The 15,989-nt window shown below is 64.9% G+C and carries 16 protein-coding genes; 3 read left to right on the top strand and 13 right to left on the bottom strand.

Features of this window, described 5'->3' with window-relative positions:
* Positions 1-26 precede the first annotated feature (26 nt).
* Together Ga0080574_RS01800 and Ga0080574_RS01795 are read left to right on the top strand one after the other, a co-directional pair.
* On the top strand, positions 27-266 hold the full coding sequence (locus tag Ga0080574_RS01800; RefSeq protein ID WP_076694697.1) for an AbrB/MazE/SpoVT family DNA-binding domain-containing protein: 240 nt from the start codon (positions 27-29) through the stop codon (positions 264-266).
* Entirely contained in the window at positions 263-658 is a 396-nt protein-coding gene (locus Ga0080574_RS01795) for a type II toxin-antitoxin system VapC family toxin (protein WP_076694694.1), read from the top strand. The genes Ga0080574_RS01800 and Ga0080574_RS01795 overlap by 4 nt, the downstream gene beginning before the upstream one ends.
* Before the next feature lie 790 nt (positions 659-1,448).
* Here Ga0080574_RS01795 and repC read toward each other — a convergent pair.
* The 12 genes from repC to Ga0080574_RS01735 form a co-directional block, all read right to left on the bottom strand.
* Positions 1,449-2,636, bottom strand: coding sequence for a plasmid replication protein RepC (gene repC, locus Ga0080574_RS01790; RefSeq protein WP_076694691.1), 1,188 nt, complete (start codon positions 2,634-2,636; stop codon positions 1,449-1,451).
* 256 nt (positions 2,637-2,892) lie between these two features.
* On the bottom strand, positions 2,893-3,867 hold the full coding sequence (repB, locus tag Ga0080574_RS01785) for a plasmid partitioning protein RepB (RefSeq protein WP_076694688.1): 975 nt from the start codon (positions 3,865-3,867) through the stop codon (positions 2,893-2,895).
* Positions 3,867-5,060: a plasmid partitioning protein RepA gene (gene repA, locus Ga0080574_RS01780; protein ID WP_076694685.1), complete on the bottom strand. Its 1,194-nt coding sequence runs from the start codon at positions 5,058-5,060 to the stop codon at positions 3,867-3,869. The genes repB and repA overlap by 1 nt, the downstream gene beginning before the upstream one ends.
* A gap of 372 nt (positions 5,061-5,432) precedes the next feature.
* Positions 5,433-6,530 (bottom strand): NAD(P)/FAD-dependent oxidoreductase, encoded by a 1,098-nt coding sequence (locus Ga0080574_RS01775; protein WP_076694683.1) that lies wholly within the window; start codon positions 6,528-6,530, stop codon positions 5,433-5,435.
* On the bottom strand, positions 6,527-7,630 hold the full coding sequence (locus Ga0080574_RS01770; RefSeq protein WP_076694681.1) for an alpha-hydroxy acid oxidase: 1,104 nt from the start codon (positions 7,628-7,630) through the stop codon (positions 6,527-6,529). The genes Ga0080574_RS01775 and Ga0080574_RS01770 overlap by 4 nt, the downstream gene beginning before the upstream one ends.
* A 12-nt stretch (positions 7,631-7,642) precedes the next feature.
* Positions 7,643-8,500, bottom strand: coding sequence for an ATP-binding cassette domain-containing protein (locus tag Ga0080574_RS01765; protein WP_076694679.1), 858 nt, complete (start codon positions 8,498-8,500; stop codon positions 7,643-7,645).
* Entirely contained in the window at positions 8,497-9,318 is an 822-nt protein-coding gene (locus tag Ga0080574_RS01760) for an ABC transporter ATP-binding protein (protein ID WP_076694676.1), read from the bottom strand. Before Ga0080574_RS01760 ends, Ga0080574_RS01765 begins: the two co-directional genes overlap by 4 nt.
* 1 nt (position 9,319) lies before the next feature.
* A complete protein-coding gene (locus Ga0080574_RS01755) occupies positions 9,320-10,225 on the bottom strand; it encodes an ABC transporter permease subunit (protein ID WP_076694673.1) in 906 nt (301 codons plus the stop codon).
* Entirely contained in the window at positions 10,218-11,225 is a 1,008-nt protein-coding gene (locus Ga0080574_RS01750) for an ABC transporter permease subunit (protein WP_076694670.1), read from the bottom strand. The genes Ga0080574_RS01755 and Ga0080574_RS01750 overlap by 8 nt, the downstream gene beginning before the upstream one ends.
* A gap of 97 nt (positions 11,226-11,322) precedes the next feature.
* On the bottom strand, positions 11,323-11,673 hold the full coding sequence (locus Ga0080574_RS01745; protein WP_076694668.1) for a RidA family protein: 351 nt from the start codon (positions 11,671-11,673) through the stop codon (positions 11,323-11,325).
* Positions 11,674-11,705: 32 nt separating this feature from the next.
* The gene (locus Ga0080574_RS01740) at positions 11,706-12,809 is read right to left on the bottom strand and encodes an NAD(P)/FAD-dependent oxidoreductase (RefSeq protein WP_076694665.1); all 1,104 of its coding nucleotides are present in this window, start codon (positions 12,807-12,809) and stop codon (positions 11,706-11,708) included.
* Positions 12,806-14,413, bottom strand: a complete 1,608-nt coding sequence (locus tag Ga0080574_RS01735; protein WP_076694664.1) for an ABC transporter substrate-binding protein — start codon at positions 14,411-14,413, stop codon at positions 12,806-12,808. Before Ga0080574_RS01735 ends, Ga0080574_RS01740 begins: the two co-directional genes overlap by 4 nt.
* 164 nt (positions 14,414-14,577) lie before the next feature.
* Between Ga0080574_RS01735 and Ga0080574_RS01730 the strand changes: the two genes are divergently transcribed.
* Positions 14,578-15,516, top strand: a complete 939-nt coding sequence (locus Ga0080574_RS01730) for a LysR substrate-binding domain-containing protein (protein WP_076694661.1) — start codon at positions 14,578-14,580, stop codon at positions 15,514-15,516.
* A gap of 13 nt (positions 15,517-15,529) precedes the next feature.
* Here Ga0080574_RS01730 and Ga0080574_RS01725 read toward each other — a convergent pair whose 3' ends face one another.
* A complete protein-coding gene (locus tag Ga0080574_RS01725) occupies positions 15,530-15,976 on the bottom strand; it encodes a universal stress protein (protein ID WP_076694658.1) in 447 nt (148 codons plus the stop codon).
* Between the last annotated feature and the right edge of the window lie 13 nt (positions 15,977-15,989).

Raw genomic sequence — 15,989 nt, 5'->3', positions numbered from 1 at the left:
AATCCGAAATCGAAAGGATCGCCCGTATGCCCGAATCGACGATCACTGCAAAGGGCCAAACGACATTGCCGAGGGATGTCCGCCGCGCGCTTCATCTCGAGCCCGGCGATCGTCTGCGCTACATGGTCCTCGACAATGGCGAGGTCCGGATTTCGCGAAGCCGTCCGGTTTCCTCGCTCTCGGGTCTGCTGAAGGACCGTGTCACGCGGCCGGTCAGCCTTGAGGAGATGGACGAGGCCATCGCAGGCGGAGCGCTGGACGAGTGATCGGGCTCGACACCAATGTACTCGCGCGTTTTCTGATGCAGGATGACCCCGCGCAAGGTGCCGCCGCTGAGGCCCTCATGACGGACCTGACCGAGGCCACACCCGGATTTGTCTGCCGAGAGGTCCTTGTGGAACTGGTCTGGGTGCTGGAACGCGCCTACAAGTTGCCGCGCTCCGCTATCGCCGAGGCGCTGACCGGCTTGCTGGAAGCGCGTGAACTCGTCATCGAAACAGATGATCGTGCGGCCATCGCCGTCGATCGCTATCGGCGCGGCGGCGCAGGCTTTGCGGATCAGATGATCGCGCTCGCCGGAGAGGCGACCGGATGCACGGCGACCGTGACCTTTGACCGAAAGGCGGCGGCGCTGCCCGGTATGCAGACCGTTGGGTAAGTTCCAGGCCCCCTGCCCTATTCATAGTGTCGCTGTTTATTTTCCTACTTAAGTGGCGCGAGGTGCATTGGAACCGAAATGCCACGACCCCTTTGATTTCCGCTTTCGATGGCGTGACCCGGCGTGTTTGTGTGGGTAGGCTAGACTCAGTGTAAGACAACGGCCAAGGTGTCTGAGTTTTTGCGAAGCGCATCAGCGGCGGCGCTTGTCTGCGAAATAGAAGGGCTGAAGCGCCCCACTCTGACGATCTCTCACATGTCCAATAATGCTACCAATATCAGACTGATGTGGCTGAATGCTTCGATCAGTTGGTGTAGCCATGAGACAGAACAGAGAAATAAAGGGCCGTTCGGTGGTCGCGGACTATCTGAACTTGATCGGATCTGTCAGCGAAAACGCGCAGGCCCCTTTCCGATATCTCAGCGCTGATTGGCCTTAGGCGAGATTTCCGGCCTGCTGACTGGTGAGTTCAAAATGCTAAAGGCTGTCGGCTCTGCTTGTTCCAACATCCAGGTTTGATTTCGACAGAATACTGTACCACGGTACAGTTTGCAGGCTTGGTCGCATTGTCTGAGGAAATGTGGCCTTCTGATAGCTGTACCACGGTACAGCTCTGACGCTGATAGCCGCGCTGTATTTGGGAAGCGAGGCGAGTATGTTCGTGCTGCCAAGGATCCAGCCTGGCGGGTGCATATGTGACTTGCGCGCCCTCGGAAGCGGCGTTTCTCAAGAGCATTTCCAGCATATTCTGAGCTTCTTTTTGGTTCCATGCATCATGTCTGTCCGCAGCTCAGAGTTGCCGGCTATAAGCTTGTCCTTGCTTGCCGGTGAAGCATCTCCGTGCCGAAGTGGAAGCCATGGCTTTTTCGACAAGTTTGGCAAAGTAATCTTCTGGTCGCTGAATGTGATCCGCATGCATCGCGATATACTCGAGAGCATGGAGTGTTTGGTTCAATCCGATGGCGCGAAGGGCAGATATCAAGCTTTTCTCTGCAAGTCCGACCAAACGTGCCAAAATGGGAAGTGTTTCATTTAGATCGTTCGCTGTTTGAGGGCTCGACGGGAAGAAGCTCGCGAGGGTTGGGTATTGTGACCACCGACCTGTCAAATCATGCGACTGATCGCTCCGAGGTTTTTTTGTATTAATTTTTTTTGGTTCTACTTGGCGGACAGTTTGACCGTTTCCGCCGGGCTCTTTCGTGGTGTTTGCGCTGGTCCGGCGCGGGTTCTCGTGTGCTGGGGCAGGGGCGCAGACAGTGGTGTCGGGCCCCGGTACAGTAGCATCCTGCGTGGCTGGGGACGATGAGCTGCGGATGAGCGCCTGGAGTTTGTCCAGAATATCGCGGGTGCCTGCGAGGCCGAGGCTGACTCGGCGCAGGATGGTTTTCGCGGAAAGGACGAAGGTAAGGTCCGTTTCGGAGAGCGTGTCAGCGGCATCGAGCAGAGTGGCGCGAAGGGTGAGGGCCTGTGCACGCAGGCTGCGGATTTCTTCCTTGTCCTGTTCTGCCTGGCGGGCGAGTTCGAGAATGCGCTCTGCCGAGTGAAACAGCGGAGTGAGGTCGAGCCCGTAGGCGTCGACGATGCGACCGCCCCGGCGCAGCGGGAAGCGTTTGCCGGTGGCGCTGTCTCGGCGCGCGATCAGCCCCGCCGTCACCAGGCGGTCGATATAGCGCCGCAGGCTACGGTCGCACATGCCGTTCGCCCGCTCACAGATCGTGCTGTTGGCGGCATAGACGACAAGCATCATATCGGGTCCAACGGGGCGTTCTCCGCCGGTCTGCCGGTCTCGGCAGGGTAGGAAGCTCAGCAATGTGTCGAGCACCTGAACGTCGCGGCCAGAGAGGCCCAGAGATACCCGCGCCGTTCTCAGCGCGTAAAGCAACTCCCTGCGCAGGATCGGGCGAAACCCTGCGATCGGTGTTTGGACACAGGCCTTCTGTGCCCCGGCACGCGGTGCCGCGGATGTGATCTGTTTCATGCCATTTCAGACGGCAAAATCTACCCGGTCACCGAAATCGGTGTTGAATGCGATTCGATTGTAGGGTATCCAACTAATAGCGACAAAAGTGGGAACCCTTCGGAGACACCGTTTCCGGGGGGTTTCTTTTTGCTTAGATGTCTGCCTCCTTTATTGCTGCTCAATTTTCCGGGTTTTGGCCCGGTTATATGCTCTCACCGGCTGTACCGCGGTACAGCCGGTGAGTTGCATTTCCGTGAAAGTTAAGGAATATCAATTAGTTACTCTCCTCACTTTCCGATTTCCACTGCCGGTACAGCGCCTCTCCGCGTTCGGCGAGCCAGTCGGCGAAGGCCTTGTCCGCCTTTGCGGTGACCTTGAAGGCGACCTGCTGGCCGCGGCGTGTGACCTGAAGCCTGCCATCGGCGACGCTCTGGCCCGCCGGCGCTTTCGCCGGGGCCTGGCCGCTCTTGGAGAGCCGGGCCATGGCGCGGGCAAAGCGCTCCTGGCTGGTGGAGATATCCTCCAGCTCCTTGATCGCCGTCTGAACACGCCGCTTGTCGATCTGCTTGGTGATCGCGGCCAGCGCGATCCATTGCCGTCGGCCGACCCCGTGCGCGGGCCCGATCGCGGTGACCAGATCCTCGGGAATGTCGCGGATGACCGCGCTCATCCGGTAGATCTCGTCGGTGGCCATGCTCAGGCTGCGCTCGATGACGCGCGCCTCGACCCCGGCCTCGCGGAGCTGCACGATGAAGGCGGCCTTCTCGATAAAGCTGCTTTCCAGCCGCTCGGCATTCTCGAGCCCCTGGGCGACGATCAGCGCCTCGTCGTCGAAATCCCCGATATAGGCCTTGACCGGAATTCCGATCCGGCGGCAGGCCGCGATCCGCCGCCGCCCGTAGACCGGTTCGTATTCCTCGCTGTCGCCATCGCCGGTGCGCCGCAGCATGACCGGGATCTGCTGCCCGGATTCCCGGATCGAGGCGACAAGCCCGTCGATCTCGGCACCGGCATCGAAGCGGTCGCGAAACCGCCCCGAGCCGATGCGGTCGGTGTCGACCTCATGCACGGTTTCCTTGCGCAGGTCGTCGAAGGTTTCCTTGAAGCGGCGCACGCTGGGATTGCCGGACCGGGGGCTGACATTGCGTTCCGGCCGGGCAGGGGAGGGGGCATCGGCCGTCTCGGCCTTGCTCCCGTCGCTGGACAGGGTCCGGTCGAGGCTTTTGGTGAGCAGTCCCTTGCGTGCCATTATGATCTCCCCCAGGCCTGCTGGATCAGGCCTTCCAGTTCGGTCGTCACCCGCGACACGGATTCCCATGCCCGCTGATAGGTCTGGCGGTGGAAATTCGACGGGTCGACCTCGACGATGGATTCCGACGAGACCGCCGCGTCGGCGACGGCCGTGGACAGGTAGAACTCGTTGGTCATCACCGAGTCCTCAAGGATCGAGCGCAGATATCCCGCCACCTGCACCGACGGCTGGTCGGTCGGGTTATAGCGGGTGATCAGGTATTTGATCCAGTCATAGGGCCGTTCGCCCTGGCGGTGCTCGATGACGCTCATCATCTCGCCGGTCATGCCGAGGAAGGTGCCGAGGCTCATCACATCCACGAAGGAGGCGGTCACCGTCACCAGCAACGAGGTGCAGGTGAAGAGCGCCGACATCACCGCAAAGGACATCTGCGGCGGGCAGTCGAACAGGATCACATCGTAATCGTCGCGGATCGGCTCCAGCGCCTCTTCGATGCGGACGAAGAAAGGCTGCTTGCGCTGGTCGCTGCCGGCGGTCTCGTGCTCGAACTCCATGATCTGCATGGAGGAGGGGATCAGGTCGAGATTGGGCATATGGGTGCCGCGCACCACGTCGCGAATGTCGACGGGCGCCTCGTCCTCGGGATCGGCCGGGTCGGGGTAGCGGATCGCGTGGTAGAGCGTGAGCATGTCGGGCTCGCGCTCGGGGATGATGCCGAAGAGCTGGGTCAGGCTGGCCTGCGCGTCGAGGTCGATCACCAGCGTCCGGTAGCCGCGCATGGCGAGCCCCTGCGCGAGGTGCTGCGCCGAGGTGGATTTCCCGACCCCGCCCTTGAGGTTGATGCTGGCGATGACGACGGTCTGCTCGTCGCCGACGCGCCGCGTGACATTATGCGGTTCGAGTCGGTCATTGGCGATGAGGTGGTCGCGGATTTCGTGGATTTCCGAGGCGGCAAAATGCCGGCGGGTGCCGCGCAGCATGGTGCCCTGAGGCAGGGACTCGTTGCTGCGCAGCGTGTGGCGCAGAGAGTTTTCCTTGACCCCGAGGAAGTGGCATGCCTCCTTGAAGCTGAAGAGCCGCAGCTCCTTGTGCTTTTTCGGTTCCAGCAGCCGGTCGCGGTGCTGTACCAGCTGTTCGGCGATAAGATTGGCGTGCCTGTCGAGCGTGGCTGAGCCGCTGACTCCCATCATTCCTGCCCTCGAATTTCTGCTCTTTTTTTCTGTGTAACACGTTTTTTGCCTTACGCCACAAAAAATGCGTGACGCATGGGGTGGATGAAAATGCCCGTAGCAGCGTGCGAAATCCGATTTTGGGCTTGCTGAGGGGAAATGAATATTTTGAAAAATATATAATTTTCAATAGATTGTGGGGCATTCCTGCGCTGGCGCAAGGTTTTCGCGCTAAAGTTGCAGGTTGCACGACGTCGTCGGCGGATATGCGGAATAACTGCCAATCGGATGGGATGGTCCGGTCTGTGGATAATGATGTGGATAAGTTGAGGCGTTTGGTCAGGCGTTGATTCCCGCCGTGACGGGCAGGGCAGGGGAGGATGAAAACGCGGATCAGGCGTCGATGTCGCTGTAAAACCGCGCTGGACGCATCGTTGCCAGCTCTATGACAGCTTCACCGTCAAGGATCTCCCGCGCCGCGAGATCGGCCCAGATCGGCCCCCAGCCGATGCCGCCATGGGAGACGGCGGAATAATACCCCTGCCGCCAGGGCAGGCGACCAATGACCGGGCCGCCCTGCGGCATCGCCCTGATCCCGACACGTTGTCCCGCCGGCCTCAACCCTGTCAGCGTCGGCACCGAGCGTGCCACATCGGCCAGCATTTCGGCGCCGTCGCGACCGTTGTTGCCGTGCCGGGCGGTCAGCCCTTCGCCGCGCCAGTGGATGGCTGTGCCGAACTCGCGATCCGGCCGGATCAGCCAGCGCGCGCCGTTCACCACATGGCGGGGCAGGCGCGGACGTCCGGCGCCTGCGTAAAGCATCAAGCCGGGCACCAGCTCGACCGGGATCGCCAGCCCCGCCAGAGCCGCGATATGCGTTGCCTGACCGCCACCGGCATTGACCACCACATCCGCCTCGATCCAGCTGCCATCGGCAAGACCGATCGAGACAACACCGCGCGCAGCGATGTCGAGCGACACCACATCATCGCCCAGCCGCAACGTGCCGCCGCTCAGCCGAAAAACCCGCAATAGCTGCCCGATCATCGCCGGAGCGTCGATCCAGCCCGAGCGTAGCTCGAAGGCGACGCGCTCGCTTCCGGATAGGGCGAGTTCCGGCGCGATCTCGCGCAGATCCGCCGCGCCCAGTATCTCGATCTGTGCGCCCTGTTCCCGGCAGCGGGCGACGGCAGCATCGAAATCCGGCACTGCGCCTTGCGCCGTCAGCGTGCCGCACCAGTCGAGCCAGTCGCCGCCGATCTCTTCGGCCAGCCGGTCGAAATGCGCGTTTACCGAGAGCCGTAGGCGCCGCCGTGCCTCGGCTTCGGGCCAGCTGAGCTGCGGAAAGGAGGACAGCCAGGAGAAGGAGGCACCGCTGGTTCCCGATCCCGGCGCGCGCCCGTCGATCAGCACAACTTCGGCACCGCGCTCGGCCAACCGGTAGGCGATATTCGCGCCAATGGCGCCCGCGCCGATGACCGCGACCTTCATCGCGGCGCCCGGAAGATCTCGGGGGTCAGATCGCGGACCGAGGCGCAGCCCAGATGCCCGAGCGTCGTCCAGAACTCATCCTTCAGCAGCTCCAGCACGCGGCGGACCCCGGCCTCGCCATCGGCGGCGAGACCGAGCGCACAGGTGCGACCCAAGGCGACCGCATCGGCGCCGAGCGCCAGAGCCGTGGCGATATCGCTGCCCCGCCGTATGCCGCTGTCAAAGACGATGGGCACGTCGGGGCCGGCCTCGGCCCGCACCCCGGCGAGCGTGGTGATCGCGGCGGGCTCGCGGTCGATGGTGCGCCCGCCGTAGTTGGAGACATAGAGCCCATGCGCGCCGGCCTTCAGCGCTGCGCAAGCATCGACGCGGCTGGTGATACCCTTGACGAGGCAGGGCAGGGGGGCCGCGCCAATCACCCGCGCGGCCTGCTCCCAGCTCCAGCGCGGTTCGGTGAAATCGAGCAGTTCGCGCAGCATTGCCGGATCGGATTTCCCGGGGCCGAAATTCGAGGGCGCCCCCGCGCCGGGCATGGAAAAGCGATCCTCCATCATCCGCTCGCGCCATTGGCGGATCGGCGAATAGGTCACGCAGATATAGCGATAGCCCGCGTCCTTTGCCCGGTGCATCATATCGATCACATGGCTTTCCCTGCCGCAGAAGGTCATCTGAAAGACCAGCGCGGCGGGAGAGGCGGCGCGCACCTCCTCAAGCGCATGCCCGGCGGCCACGGGCACCATCTGGCGGATGCCGGCGGCATGGGCGGCGCGGCCCACGGCGAGCATGCCATCGGGGTGAAACAGCGTCTCGCCGCCGCCGAAGGGCGCGGTGAGGGCGGGGAAGGACAGTTCTTCGCCGAGGAAATGTGTGCTGGTGTCGGGTTTGGCGACCCCGGCAAAGAGTGGCACTTCGTAGAGGTAGTCGTCGAAGGCGGACACATTGGCGCGGGCGGTCACCTCGTCGCCGGTGCCGCAATGCAGGTAGTTCCAGACCGTCTCCGACAGCGCCAGCCGCGCCGCCGCGCGGATGCCGCGCATCGAGGCGTATTTCCGGGATGTGGCATAGCGGTCGTCGCGGCGGATCTCGTCTTGCTCGGACATCATGGTCTCCTGTCAGGCGCCGCGTGCGGCACGCAGCGCGGCCCGGCGGGCCAGCCGCGCGCGGATGGCGCCGGTATCCGTCGAGGGCGTCGCGGCGAGAAGCTGGCGGGTATAGGGGTGTTGCGGATCGCCGAAGACGGCGTTGCGGCTGCCGCGCTCGACCACCTCGCCGGCCTGCATCACCATCACCTCGTCCGAGATCCGGCGCACCACCGAGAGGTCGTGGCTGATGAAGATGTAGGAGAGGTCGAAATCGCGTTGCAGATCGGCCAGCAGGTTCAGCACCTTCGCCTGCACCGAGAGATCCAGCGCGCTGACCGGCTCGTCGAGTATGAGGATGCGCGGGTTGACCATGAGCGCCCGGGCGATGGCGATGCGCTGGCGCTGACCGCCCGAGAACATATGCGGGTAGCGCCCGGCATGGGCGCCGCTCAGACCCACGCGCTCCAGCATCTCGCCTATCCGCGCGCGCCGCTCCGCCGCGCCGAGGCCGGTGTTGAGCAGCAGCTCTTCGGCCAGCGCGTCGCCGACCTTCTGGCGCGGGTTGAGCGAGCCATAGGGGTTCTGAAAGACGATCCGCACCTTGCGCCGCAGCTCCGCCGAGGGGCGAAAGCGGGCGATGTCGACCGCCTTGCCGTCGATGAGCAATGTGCCATCCGTGGCCGGGTCGATCAGTGTCAGGATCCGGGCGAGGGTGGATTTTCCGCAGCCCGACTCGCCCACCACCGACAGGGTGCGGCCCTGGCGCAGCACCAGGTCGACGCCCTTCAGCGCACGCACCGGTGTGGCCTTGCGCAGCAGCCTGCCCTTGCCGGGATAGTCGCGGATCAGCCCCTGGGCTTCGAGCACGATGGGAGGCCGGGCACTCATTGGAGCGCCACCCCGTCGAGCGGCCCGTCGCTGCCGCGCTCCGGCAGGGCGGAGAGCAGCGCGCGGGTATAGGAATCCTGCGGCGCCTCGAAGAGCGACAGCACATCGGCCTCCTCGCGCTTCACGCCCTGATACTGGACGATGACGCGGTCGGCTGTTTCGGCCACCACGCCCATGTCATGGGTGATCATGATCAGCCCCATGCCGCTCTCCTCCTGAAGGTCGATGAGCAGGTCGAGGATCTGCTTTTGAATGGTCACGTCGAGCGCCGTTGTCGGCTCGTCGGCGATCAGCAGCTTGGGCGCGCAGGCGATGGCCATGGCGATCATCACCCGCTGACACTGCCCGCCCGACATCTGGTGCGGAAAGGCGGTGAGCTTGCCAGCCGGGTCGGGCAGCCCCACCGCCTCCAGCAGCTCCAGCGTGCGGGCGCGGCGGGCGGCACGTCCAAGTCCCTGATGCTTTTTCAGCACCTCGCCGATCTGGAGGCCGACGGTGAAGGCGGGGTTCAGCGAGGCGACGGGTTCCTGAAAGATCATCGCGATATCGCGGCCGATGATGCGGCGGCGGGCGCGCGGGCTCAGCGCCATGAGGTCGGTGCCGTCGAAACGCACCAGATCGGCGCCGACCGTGGCGGTCTCGGGCAAAAGCCCCATTACCGCCAGCATCGCCACCGACTTTCCCGAGCCGCTTTCGCCGACGATGGCGAGCACTTCGCCCGCGTCCACATGCAGGTCGATGCCCGAGACGGCGGTGAGCGGTCCCTTGGCGGTGTCGAATGTCACCGTCAGGTTGCGGATTTCGAGAAGATGGGACATCTCAGCTCCTCTTCAGCCGGGGATCGAGCGCGTCGCGCAGCCCGTCGCCGCAAAGGTTGATCGCCAGCACCGTGATCAGGATGGCGAGGCCGGGAAAGGTCACGACCCACCAGGCGCGCAGGATGAACTCGCGCGCATCGGCGAGCATGGTGCCCCATTCCGGGGTGGGCGGCTGCGCGCCGAGCCCGAGAAAGCCGAGCGCGGCTGCATCGAGGATCGCGGTCGAGAAAGAGAGCGTCCCCTGCACGATCAGCGGCGCGAGGCAATTGGGCAGGATCGTGCGCACCATCAGCCGCAGCGGCGAGGCCCCGGCGATGCGCGCGGCGACCACGTATTCGCGGGTCTTCTCGCTCATCACGCTGGCGCGGGCGAGCCGGGCGAAATGCGGTTGCAGCACCAGCGCGATGGCGATCATCGCATTGGTGAGCCCGGGGCCGAGGATCGCCACCAGCACCAGCGCCAGCAGCAGCGAAGGAAAGGCGAGGATCACGTCCATCACCCGCATGATCAGCGTGTCGATCCAGCCGCCGAAATAGCCCGAGATCAGCCCGATCGCGATGCCACCGGTGAGCGCGATGGTCACCACTATGAGCCCGATCAGCAGCGAATAGCGCGCGCCGAAGATCAGCCGCGAGAGGATGTCGCGCCCAAGCGCGTCGGTGCCGAGCAGATAGGCGCCCCGGCCCCCCGTCTCCCAGACCGGCGGAAGCAGCAGCGCGTCGCGGTATTGCTGCGTCGGGTTGTGCGGCGCGAGCAGCGGCGCAAAGAGCGCGACGAGTACCAGCAAGCCGATCACCGCCAGCCCGATCACGGCGCCCCGGTTGCGGCGGAAATCGCTCCAGAACCCGGCCAGCGCGGCGCGGGTCGTGCCGGCGTCGTTTGCTTCAAGTGTAGCGGGATCAGCCATGACGGATCCTCGGATTGATGACGGCATAGAGCAGATCCACGATCAGGTTCACGATCATCACCACCACGGCAATGACCAGCAGGCCGCCCTGCACCACCGGGTAGTCGCGTTTCGAGATGGAATCGACGATCCACTTGCCGATGCCCGGCCAGGAAAAGATCGTCTCGGTGAGGATGGCGCCCGCCATGAGCGATCCGACCTGAAGCCCGATCACCGTGACCACCGGGATCAGCGCGTTGCGCAGCGCGTGACGGCCCACCACCATCGCGGGGCCCAGCCCCTTGGCCCGTGCGGTGCGCACGAAATCCTCCGACAGCACTTCCAGCATGGCCGAACGCGATTGCCGCGCGATCACCGCCGTCGGGATGGTGGCCAGCACCACCGAGGGCAGGATCAGGTGCAGCACCGCCGAGCGGAAGGCGCCCGCCTGTCCCGAAAGCAGGCTGTCGATCAGCATGAAGCCGGTGACCTGCGGGAAATAGTACATCAGCGAGATCCGGCCCGAGACCGGGGTCCAGCCCAGCGTGCCCGAGAACAGGATGATCATCAGAAGGCCCCACCAGAAGATCGGCATCGAATAGCCGACCAGCGCCGTGGACATCGAAATCTGCTCGAACCAGCTGCCGCGCTTCACAGCCGCCAGCACCCCCAGCGGCAGGCCGATGCAGATCGCCAGCGTCATGGCGCAAAGGCCCAGCTCCATCGTGGCGGGGAAGAAGGTCAGGAAGTCCTCGGCCACCGGGCGGTGGGTGACGAGCGACGTACCCAGATCGCCCCGGAACAGATCTCCGAGATAGGAGAGGTATTGCTGCCAGAGCGGCCGGTCGAAGCCGTATTGCGCCATCAGCTGCGCATGCCGCTCCGGGGTCAGCCCGCGCTCGCCGGCCATCAGCATGATCGGATCGCCGGGCAGCACCCGGACAAAGCCGAAGGCGACGATGGTGATGCCGAAAAAGGTGGGGACCAGCACCGCCAGCTTTCCCAGAAGGTAACGGAGCAAGGATGCATCCTTTCCAAAGGCCGGGTCGCGCAGAAAGGGACGCGCGACCCGGCAGTCGGCGCGACCCACGGGGAAGGGGGCCGCGCGTATGCAGACCTCAGTCGATCGCGGCGGTGACCACGATTTCCACGAGCCGTTTCGGATCGCCCAGATCGCAGCCGCCGATCGCCGCGCGCGACGGCATGTGCGCGGCGTCGAGCCACTCCATCCAGGCCTCGTTCATCTGCGCCTTGGCGGACATGTCCGACAGGTAAACGCGCGCGTGCAGCAGCTTTGTCTTGTCGCTGCCGACCTGCGCCAGCAGTGCGTCGAGCTTTTCGCAGATCTCGGCGGTCTGGCCCTTCATGTCGAGATCGAGATCGGTCGCCGCATGGCCCGAGGCGTAGAGCACGCCGTTATGGACGACGCCGCCATGCAGGTGCGGGCGGGAGTTGAAGCGTTTGGTCATTGTCTGTCTTTCGGTCTTGGGGTTGGCCCCGCTCAGGCGGCGGGGCTGTAGGGATCGAGGCTGAGCTCGGGGGCCTCTCCCGCAGCGACGCGGGCGAGCTGACGGCCGGCGAAGGGGCCGATGGTCAGGCCGGCGGCTCCGAGCCCGTTGCCGAGGATCAGCCCGTCGATGCCCGGCACCGGGCCGAGGATCGGACGGAATCCGGGCGGGGCGGGGCGGAAGCCGATGCGGGTTTCCAGCAGCGTGGCATCGGCGAGGCCGGGGGCGTAGCGCAGCGCGGCGCTCAGCACCTCGTGCTGGCCTTCGCAGGTCACCCGGTAGTCGAAGCCTTTGCCGTCCTCGCGGGTGGCGCCGACCACGACGCGGCTGTCATCGAAGGCCAGCAGGTAATGGCTCGCCATCGGCAACAGCACCGACCAGCGCGATGTATCCGCGCCCTTCATACCGAAATGCAGGATCTGCCCGCGCTGCGGCTTGACAGGATGATGCAGCGCCAGCGGCCCGAGGATCTGCGCGGCCCAGGCGCCGGCGGTCACCACGATCTTGTCCGAAGGGATCTCTTCGCCGCGCCCGTCCAGCACCTTGGCGCAGGCGCCGTCGAGCTCCAGCGTGGCGAGATCGCTGAGGAATGTCGCGCCGAGCGCCACCGCCGCGCGCAGCATGGCCGGCGCGAGCTGCCGGGCATTCACCCGAGCGCCACCCGGCACATAGAAGGCCCTGAACGCCGGGTTGATCGGCGGGAAGCGCGCCTGCGCCTGCTCCGGTGAGATTTCCTCGAAGCCACCGGATTCGGGCGCCTTGGCGGTGCGCCGCGCCAGCCGTTCGCCCGCAGCGTCGTAGACATCGGGGTCTTCGGCGGTCACCAGCGCGCCGACCTTGCGGTAGCCGACATCGCTTTGCCCGCGTTCGGCGAGCCCCGCGACCAGCTCCTCGTAGTAATGCGCCCCGGCGGCGTACATCTTGTACCATTCCGGCTCGTCGAGCTTGGTGGCCCAGGGGCAGACGATGCCGGCCCCCGCGAGGGTCGCCTTGCCCTGATGCTCCTGATCGACGACGGTCACGTCATGCCCGGCAAGGGCTAGGTGATAGGCGGTACTGGCGCCGAGGATCCCGGCGCCAATCACAGTCACTTTCATTCGACGCTCACCCCCGACAGGCGCGAGGAGCCGAAGATCGCCGGCACGTAGCCTTTCACGCTCTTGTTCACCGCAGTGATGGTGTCGGCGCCGCCGAGGACGACCACCGGCACCTCGTCATGCACGATCTGCTGCGCCTCGTGATAGAGCGCGATCCGCTCCTCCTGATCGGTGATCGAGCCGGCCTCGCGCATCACCGCGTTGAAGCCATCGTCGCACCAGGCGCCGATATTCGACGGCGCGGTTTTGCCCTCGGGCGAGCAGGTGAGGTAGTTGTTGGGGATCTGGCTGGGATCGGGGAAATCGTAGATCCCGCCGAACATGCCAACCTGCGCCTCGCCGGCCCGCGCGCGCTGGATGTATTCGGCCCATTCATAGGTCACGATCTCGGCGGTCACGCCGATCTCGGCCCAGTCGGCCTGCACGATCTCGGCGGCGCGGCGGCCGTTCGGCATGTAGGGGCGCGCGACGGGCACCGCCCAGACCTGGGTGTCGAACCCGTCGGGATAGCCGGCCTCGGCCAGCAGCGCCTTGGCGGCTTCGGGGTCGTAGGGCCAGGGGGCGATATCCTCAGCATGGCCCCAGAGCGCCGGCGGCACCACGGCGCCGGTCACATGGCCCATGCCGCTATAGACGACCTCGACAAGGGTTTCCATGTCGATGGCCTGCGCCAGCGCCTGACGCACCTTCTGATCCTGAAATTTTTCCTCGCCGAAGTTGAAATGCAGCATGCCGGTGGAGGCGACGGGGGTCTGCACCGCGTCGACGGTGTCGGAGGCCTCGATGGTCTCCTTGTCGGCGAGGTTGGGGTAGAGCCCGATCAGGCATTCCCCGGCCAGTGCCCGTTGCAGCCGCACCGTGGCATCGCCCGAGATCGCCATGACCACCGCATCCACCATGGGCGTGCGCAGATCGTCGCCGATACCCGCGCCCCAGGTGTCCGCGAAGGGCAGCAGGCGGACAATGGCGTCGGTCTGATAGGCCTGAAGCTGGAAGGGGCCGGTGCCGATCGGTTGCAGATCCATCTGCTCGGGCGTGCCGGCGGCCATCATCGCGTCAGCGTATTCGGCGGAGGTGATACCGATGGAGCCATGCGCCATAGTGCCGATGAACGCCGCCAGCGGCGCTTTCAGGGTAAAGGCGACGGTGTGCTCGTCGATCTTCTCCACCGCGTCGAGATTGTCCGCCAGCTTGGCGTTGAAGGTCGGGTAGTTGCCGCCCGAGACCTCGTAGAACGGATGCTCGGGATCCATCATCCGCGCAAAGGTAAAGACCACGTCATCGGCGTTCATCGGGCGGGTGGGCGTGAAGGCATCGTTCGACTGCCAGCTCACGTTTTCGCGCAGGTGGAACGTGTAGGTCTTGCCGTCTTCCGAGACCTCCCAGCTTTCGGCCAACGCCGGTTCGATCCCCGAACCGCCGCGCTCGACCGAGACGAGCCCATCATAGATCTGGCCGAGCACATAGGCGGTGGTGCCGTTGCTGGTCAGCTCGGGATTGAAGATCTCCGGTGCGCCTTCGAGGCAGACCGTCAGCACCTGGGCCTGGGCAGCCGGCGCGAGGGCAAGCGCGGCGGCGCCGCACAGATATGCCAGTTTATTCATTTCAGTACCTTCCTGTTTCGCATGTGTCTCATCCTTGGCGTTGCCCAGCTGGTTTTCCCGGATGACACCATGCGAGCGGCAGGCTAACATGAAAGTCAAATCGCTTATTCTCCAAGCGTTATAACGAAACCTCATACTGTGGTTGACCAGGGGATACCGCCGGAATGAACATTCGCCAGCTCGAAGCCTTTCACGCGGTGATGGAAACGGGATCCGTCACGCTCGCCGGTGAACGGCTGGGCATCTCCCAGCCCGCCGTCAGCAAACTATTGAAATCGTTTTCGGAAAACTGCGGCTTCCGGCTCTTCACCCGCAGCGGCGGTCGCATGCTGCCGACCTCAGACGCGCAGCTTCTGGCCTCCGAAGTCTCGCGCCTGTTTTCGGGCACGGACCGGATTCAGAAGCTCGCCCGCGCCGTTCGGGATCGCGAGTGGGGCGAGGTCACCATCGCCGCGCCGCCGGCGCTCTCTGCCCGTTTTCTGGCCCATGCGCTTGGCCCGCTGATGGCCGCGCAGAAGAATATGCACATCTCGATCACCAGCCAGTCGAGCCCGCGAGTCGCCGAGCTGGTCGAGGGCCAGCAGATCGACATCGGCCTGTCGGTGCAGCCTTTCGAGCACCCCAATGTGCGCTCGGAGCTGGTGATGCGCTTTGCGATGATCTGCGCGTTGCCCGCCGCGCATCCGCTGGCCTCCAAACGGCTGATCCGGGTCGAGGATCTCAAGGATGAGCCCTTTGTCGGGCTGGCGCGCGACGATTGTTCGATCATGACCATCGACCGGGCCTTTCAGCTACGCGGCGTGCAGAAACGCGCGGTGGTCGAGGTGCCGATGTCGGAAACCGCCTGCGATTTCGTCGCCGGCGGCGCCGGTGTCTCCATCGTGCCGCCCTTTGTCGGGCTGGGCTATGGCGAGGACAAGCTCGTCCGCCGCCCGATCGTGCCGCTGACCACGATGAATGTCTGGATCATGCTGCCCGCCTCGCGTCCGCCCTCACTGGCCGCGGAGCGCATCGTCGAGGTGCTGCGGGCCAAGCTCCAGCGCTATGACGTGGATATGGCCGAGGGCGGAAACGCAGCGGATCGCCGGCCCGAACGGGCCTAGCGAGAGGCGGGCTCTAGCGCAGGACGAGCACCGGAATGTCGCTGTGGGTCACCACCTCGTTGGTTTGGCTGCCCAGCAGCACGCGGTTGACGCCGCGCCGGCCATGCGTCGCCATCACGATCAGGTCCGCATTCGACATCTTCGCCGCCTGAAGGATGCCCTCCGCCGGGTGCTGGTCGCCGACATGGCAGGTCTCGCAGGCGACACCCGCATCGCGGGCCAGACCGCAGGCCGCGTCGAGGATCGTCCGGGCATGATCTGACTCGTGCGCCTCATAGGCCTGAATCGCCTGCACCGCCTGTTTCGGTCGCTCCCGCGACATGTCCAGCGCCGACCACATCTCGGTCACCGTGACCACGACGATCTCGGCGCCGACGGCCTTGGCCAGCGCGACGCCGTGCTCCAGCGCCTTGCCGGCAAGCGGGCTGCCATCCGTTGCGATCAGGATTGTCTTGTACATTGGCTCTCCTCCA

Origin of the sequence: Salipiger abyssi (genome assembly GCF_001975705.1) — a bacterium.
In the GTDB taxonomy this organism is placed as follows: Bacteria; Pseudomonadota; Alphaproteobacteria; order Rhodobacterales; family Rhodobacteraceae; genus Salipiger; species Salipiger abyssi.
Note: the sequence above shows the minus strand (reverse complement) of the source record. Positions and strands in the feature narration are given on the sequence as shown.

Coding starts and splice junctions, on each gene's coding strand:
- Ga0080574_RS01745 (WP_076694668.1), bottom strand. CDS start 11,673: ATGACCAAACGCTTCAACTCCCGCCCGCACCTGCATGGCGGCGTCGTC.
- Ga0080574_RS01760 (WP_076694676.1), bottom strand. CDS start 9,318: ATGTCCCATCTTCTCGAAATCCGCAACCTGACGGTGACATTCGACACC.
- repA (WP_076694685.1), bottom strand. CDS start 5,060: ATGATGGGAGTCAGCGGCTCAGCCACGCTCGACAGGCACGCCAATCTT.
- repC (WP_076694691.1), bottom strand. CDS start 2,636: ATGAAACAGATCACATCCGCGGCACCGCGTGCCGGGGCACAGAAGGCC.
- Ga0080574_RS01725 (WP_076694658.1), bottom strand. CDS start 15,976: ATGTACAAGACAATCCTGATCGCAACGGATGGCAGCCCGCTTGCCGGC.
- Ga0080574_RS01755 (WP_076694673.1), bottom strand. CDS start 10,225: ATGGCTGATCCCGCTACACTTGAAGCAAACGACGCCGGCACGACCCGC.
- Ga0080574_RS01730 (WP_076694661.1), top strand. CDS start 14,578: ATGAACATTCGCCAGCTCGAAGCCTTTCACGCGGTGATGGAAACGGGA.
- repB (WP_076694688.1), bottom strand. CDS start 3,867: ATGGCACGCAAGGGACTGCTCACCAAAAGCCTCGACCGGACCCTGTCC.
- Ga0080574_RS01735 (WP_076694664.1), bottom strand. CDS start 14,413: ATGAATAAACTGGCATATCTGTGCGGCGCCGCCGCGCTTGCCCTCGCG.
- Ga0080574_RS01765 (WP_076694679.1), bottom strand. CDS start 8,500: ATGAGTGCCCGGCCTCCCATCGTGCTCGAAGCCCAGGGGCTGATCCGC.
- Ga0080574_RS01800 (WP_076694697.1), top strand. CDS start 27: ATGCCCGAATCGACGATCACTGCAAAGGGCCAAACGACATTGCCGAGG.
- Ga0080574_RS01740 (WP_076694665.1), bottom strand. CDS start 12,809: ATGAAAGTGACTGTGATTGGCGCCGGGATCCTCGGCGCCAGTACCGCC.
- Ga0080574_RS01770 (WP_076694681.1), bottom strand. CDS start 7,630: ATGTCCGAGCAAGACGAGATCCGCCGCGACGACCGCTATGCCACATCC.
- Ga0080574_RS01775 (WP_076694683.1), bottom strand. CDS start 6,530: ATGAAGGTCGCGGTCATCGGCGCGGGCGCCATTGGCGCGAATATCGCC.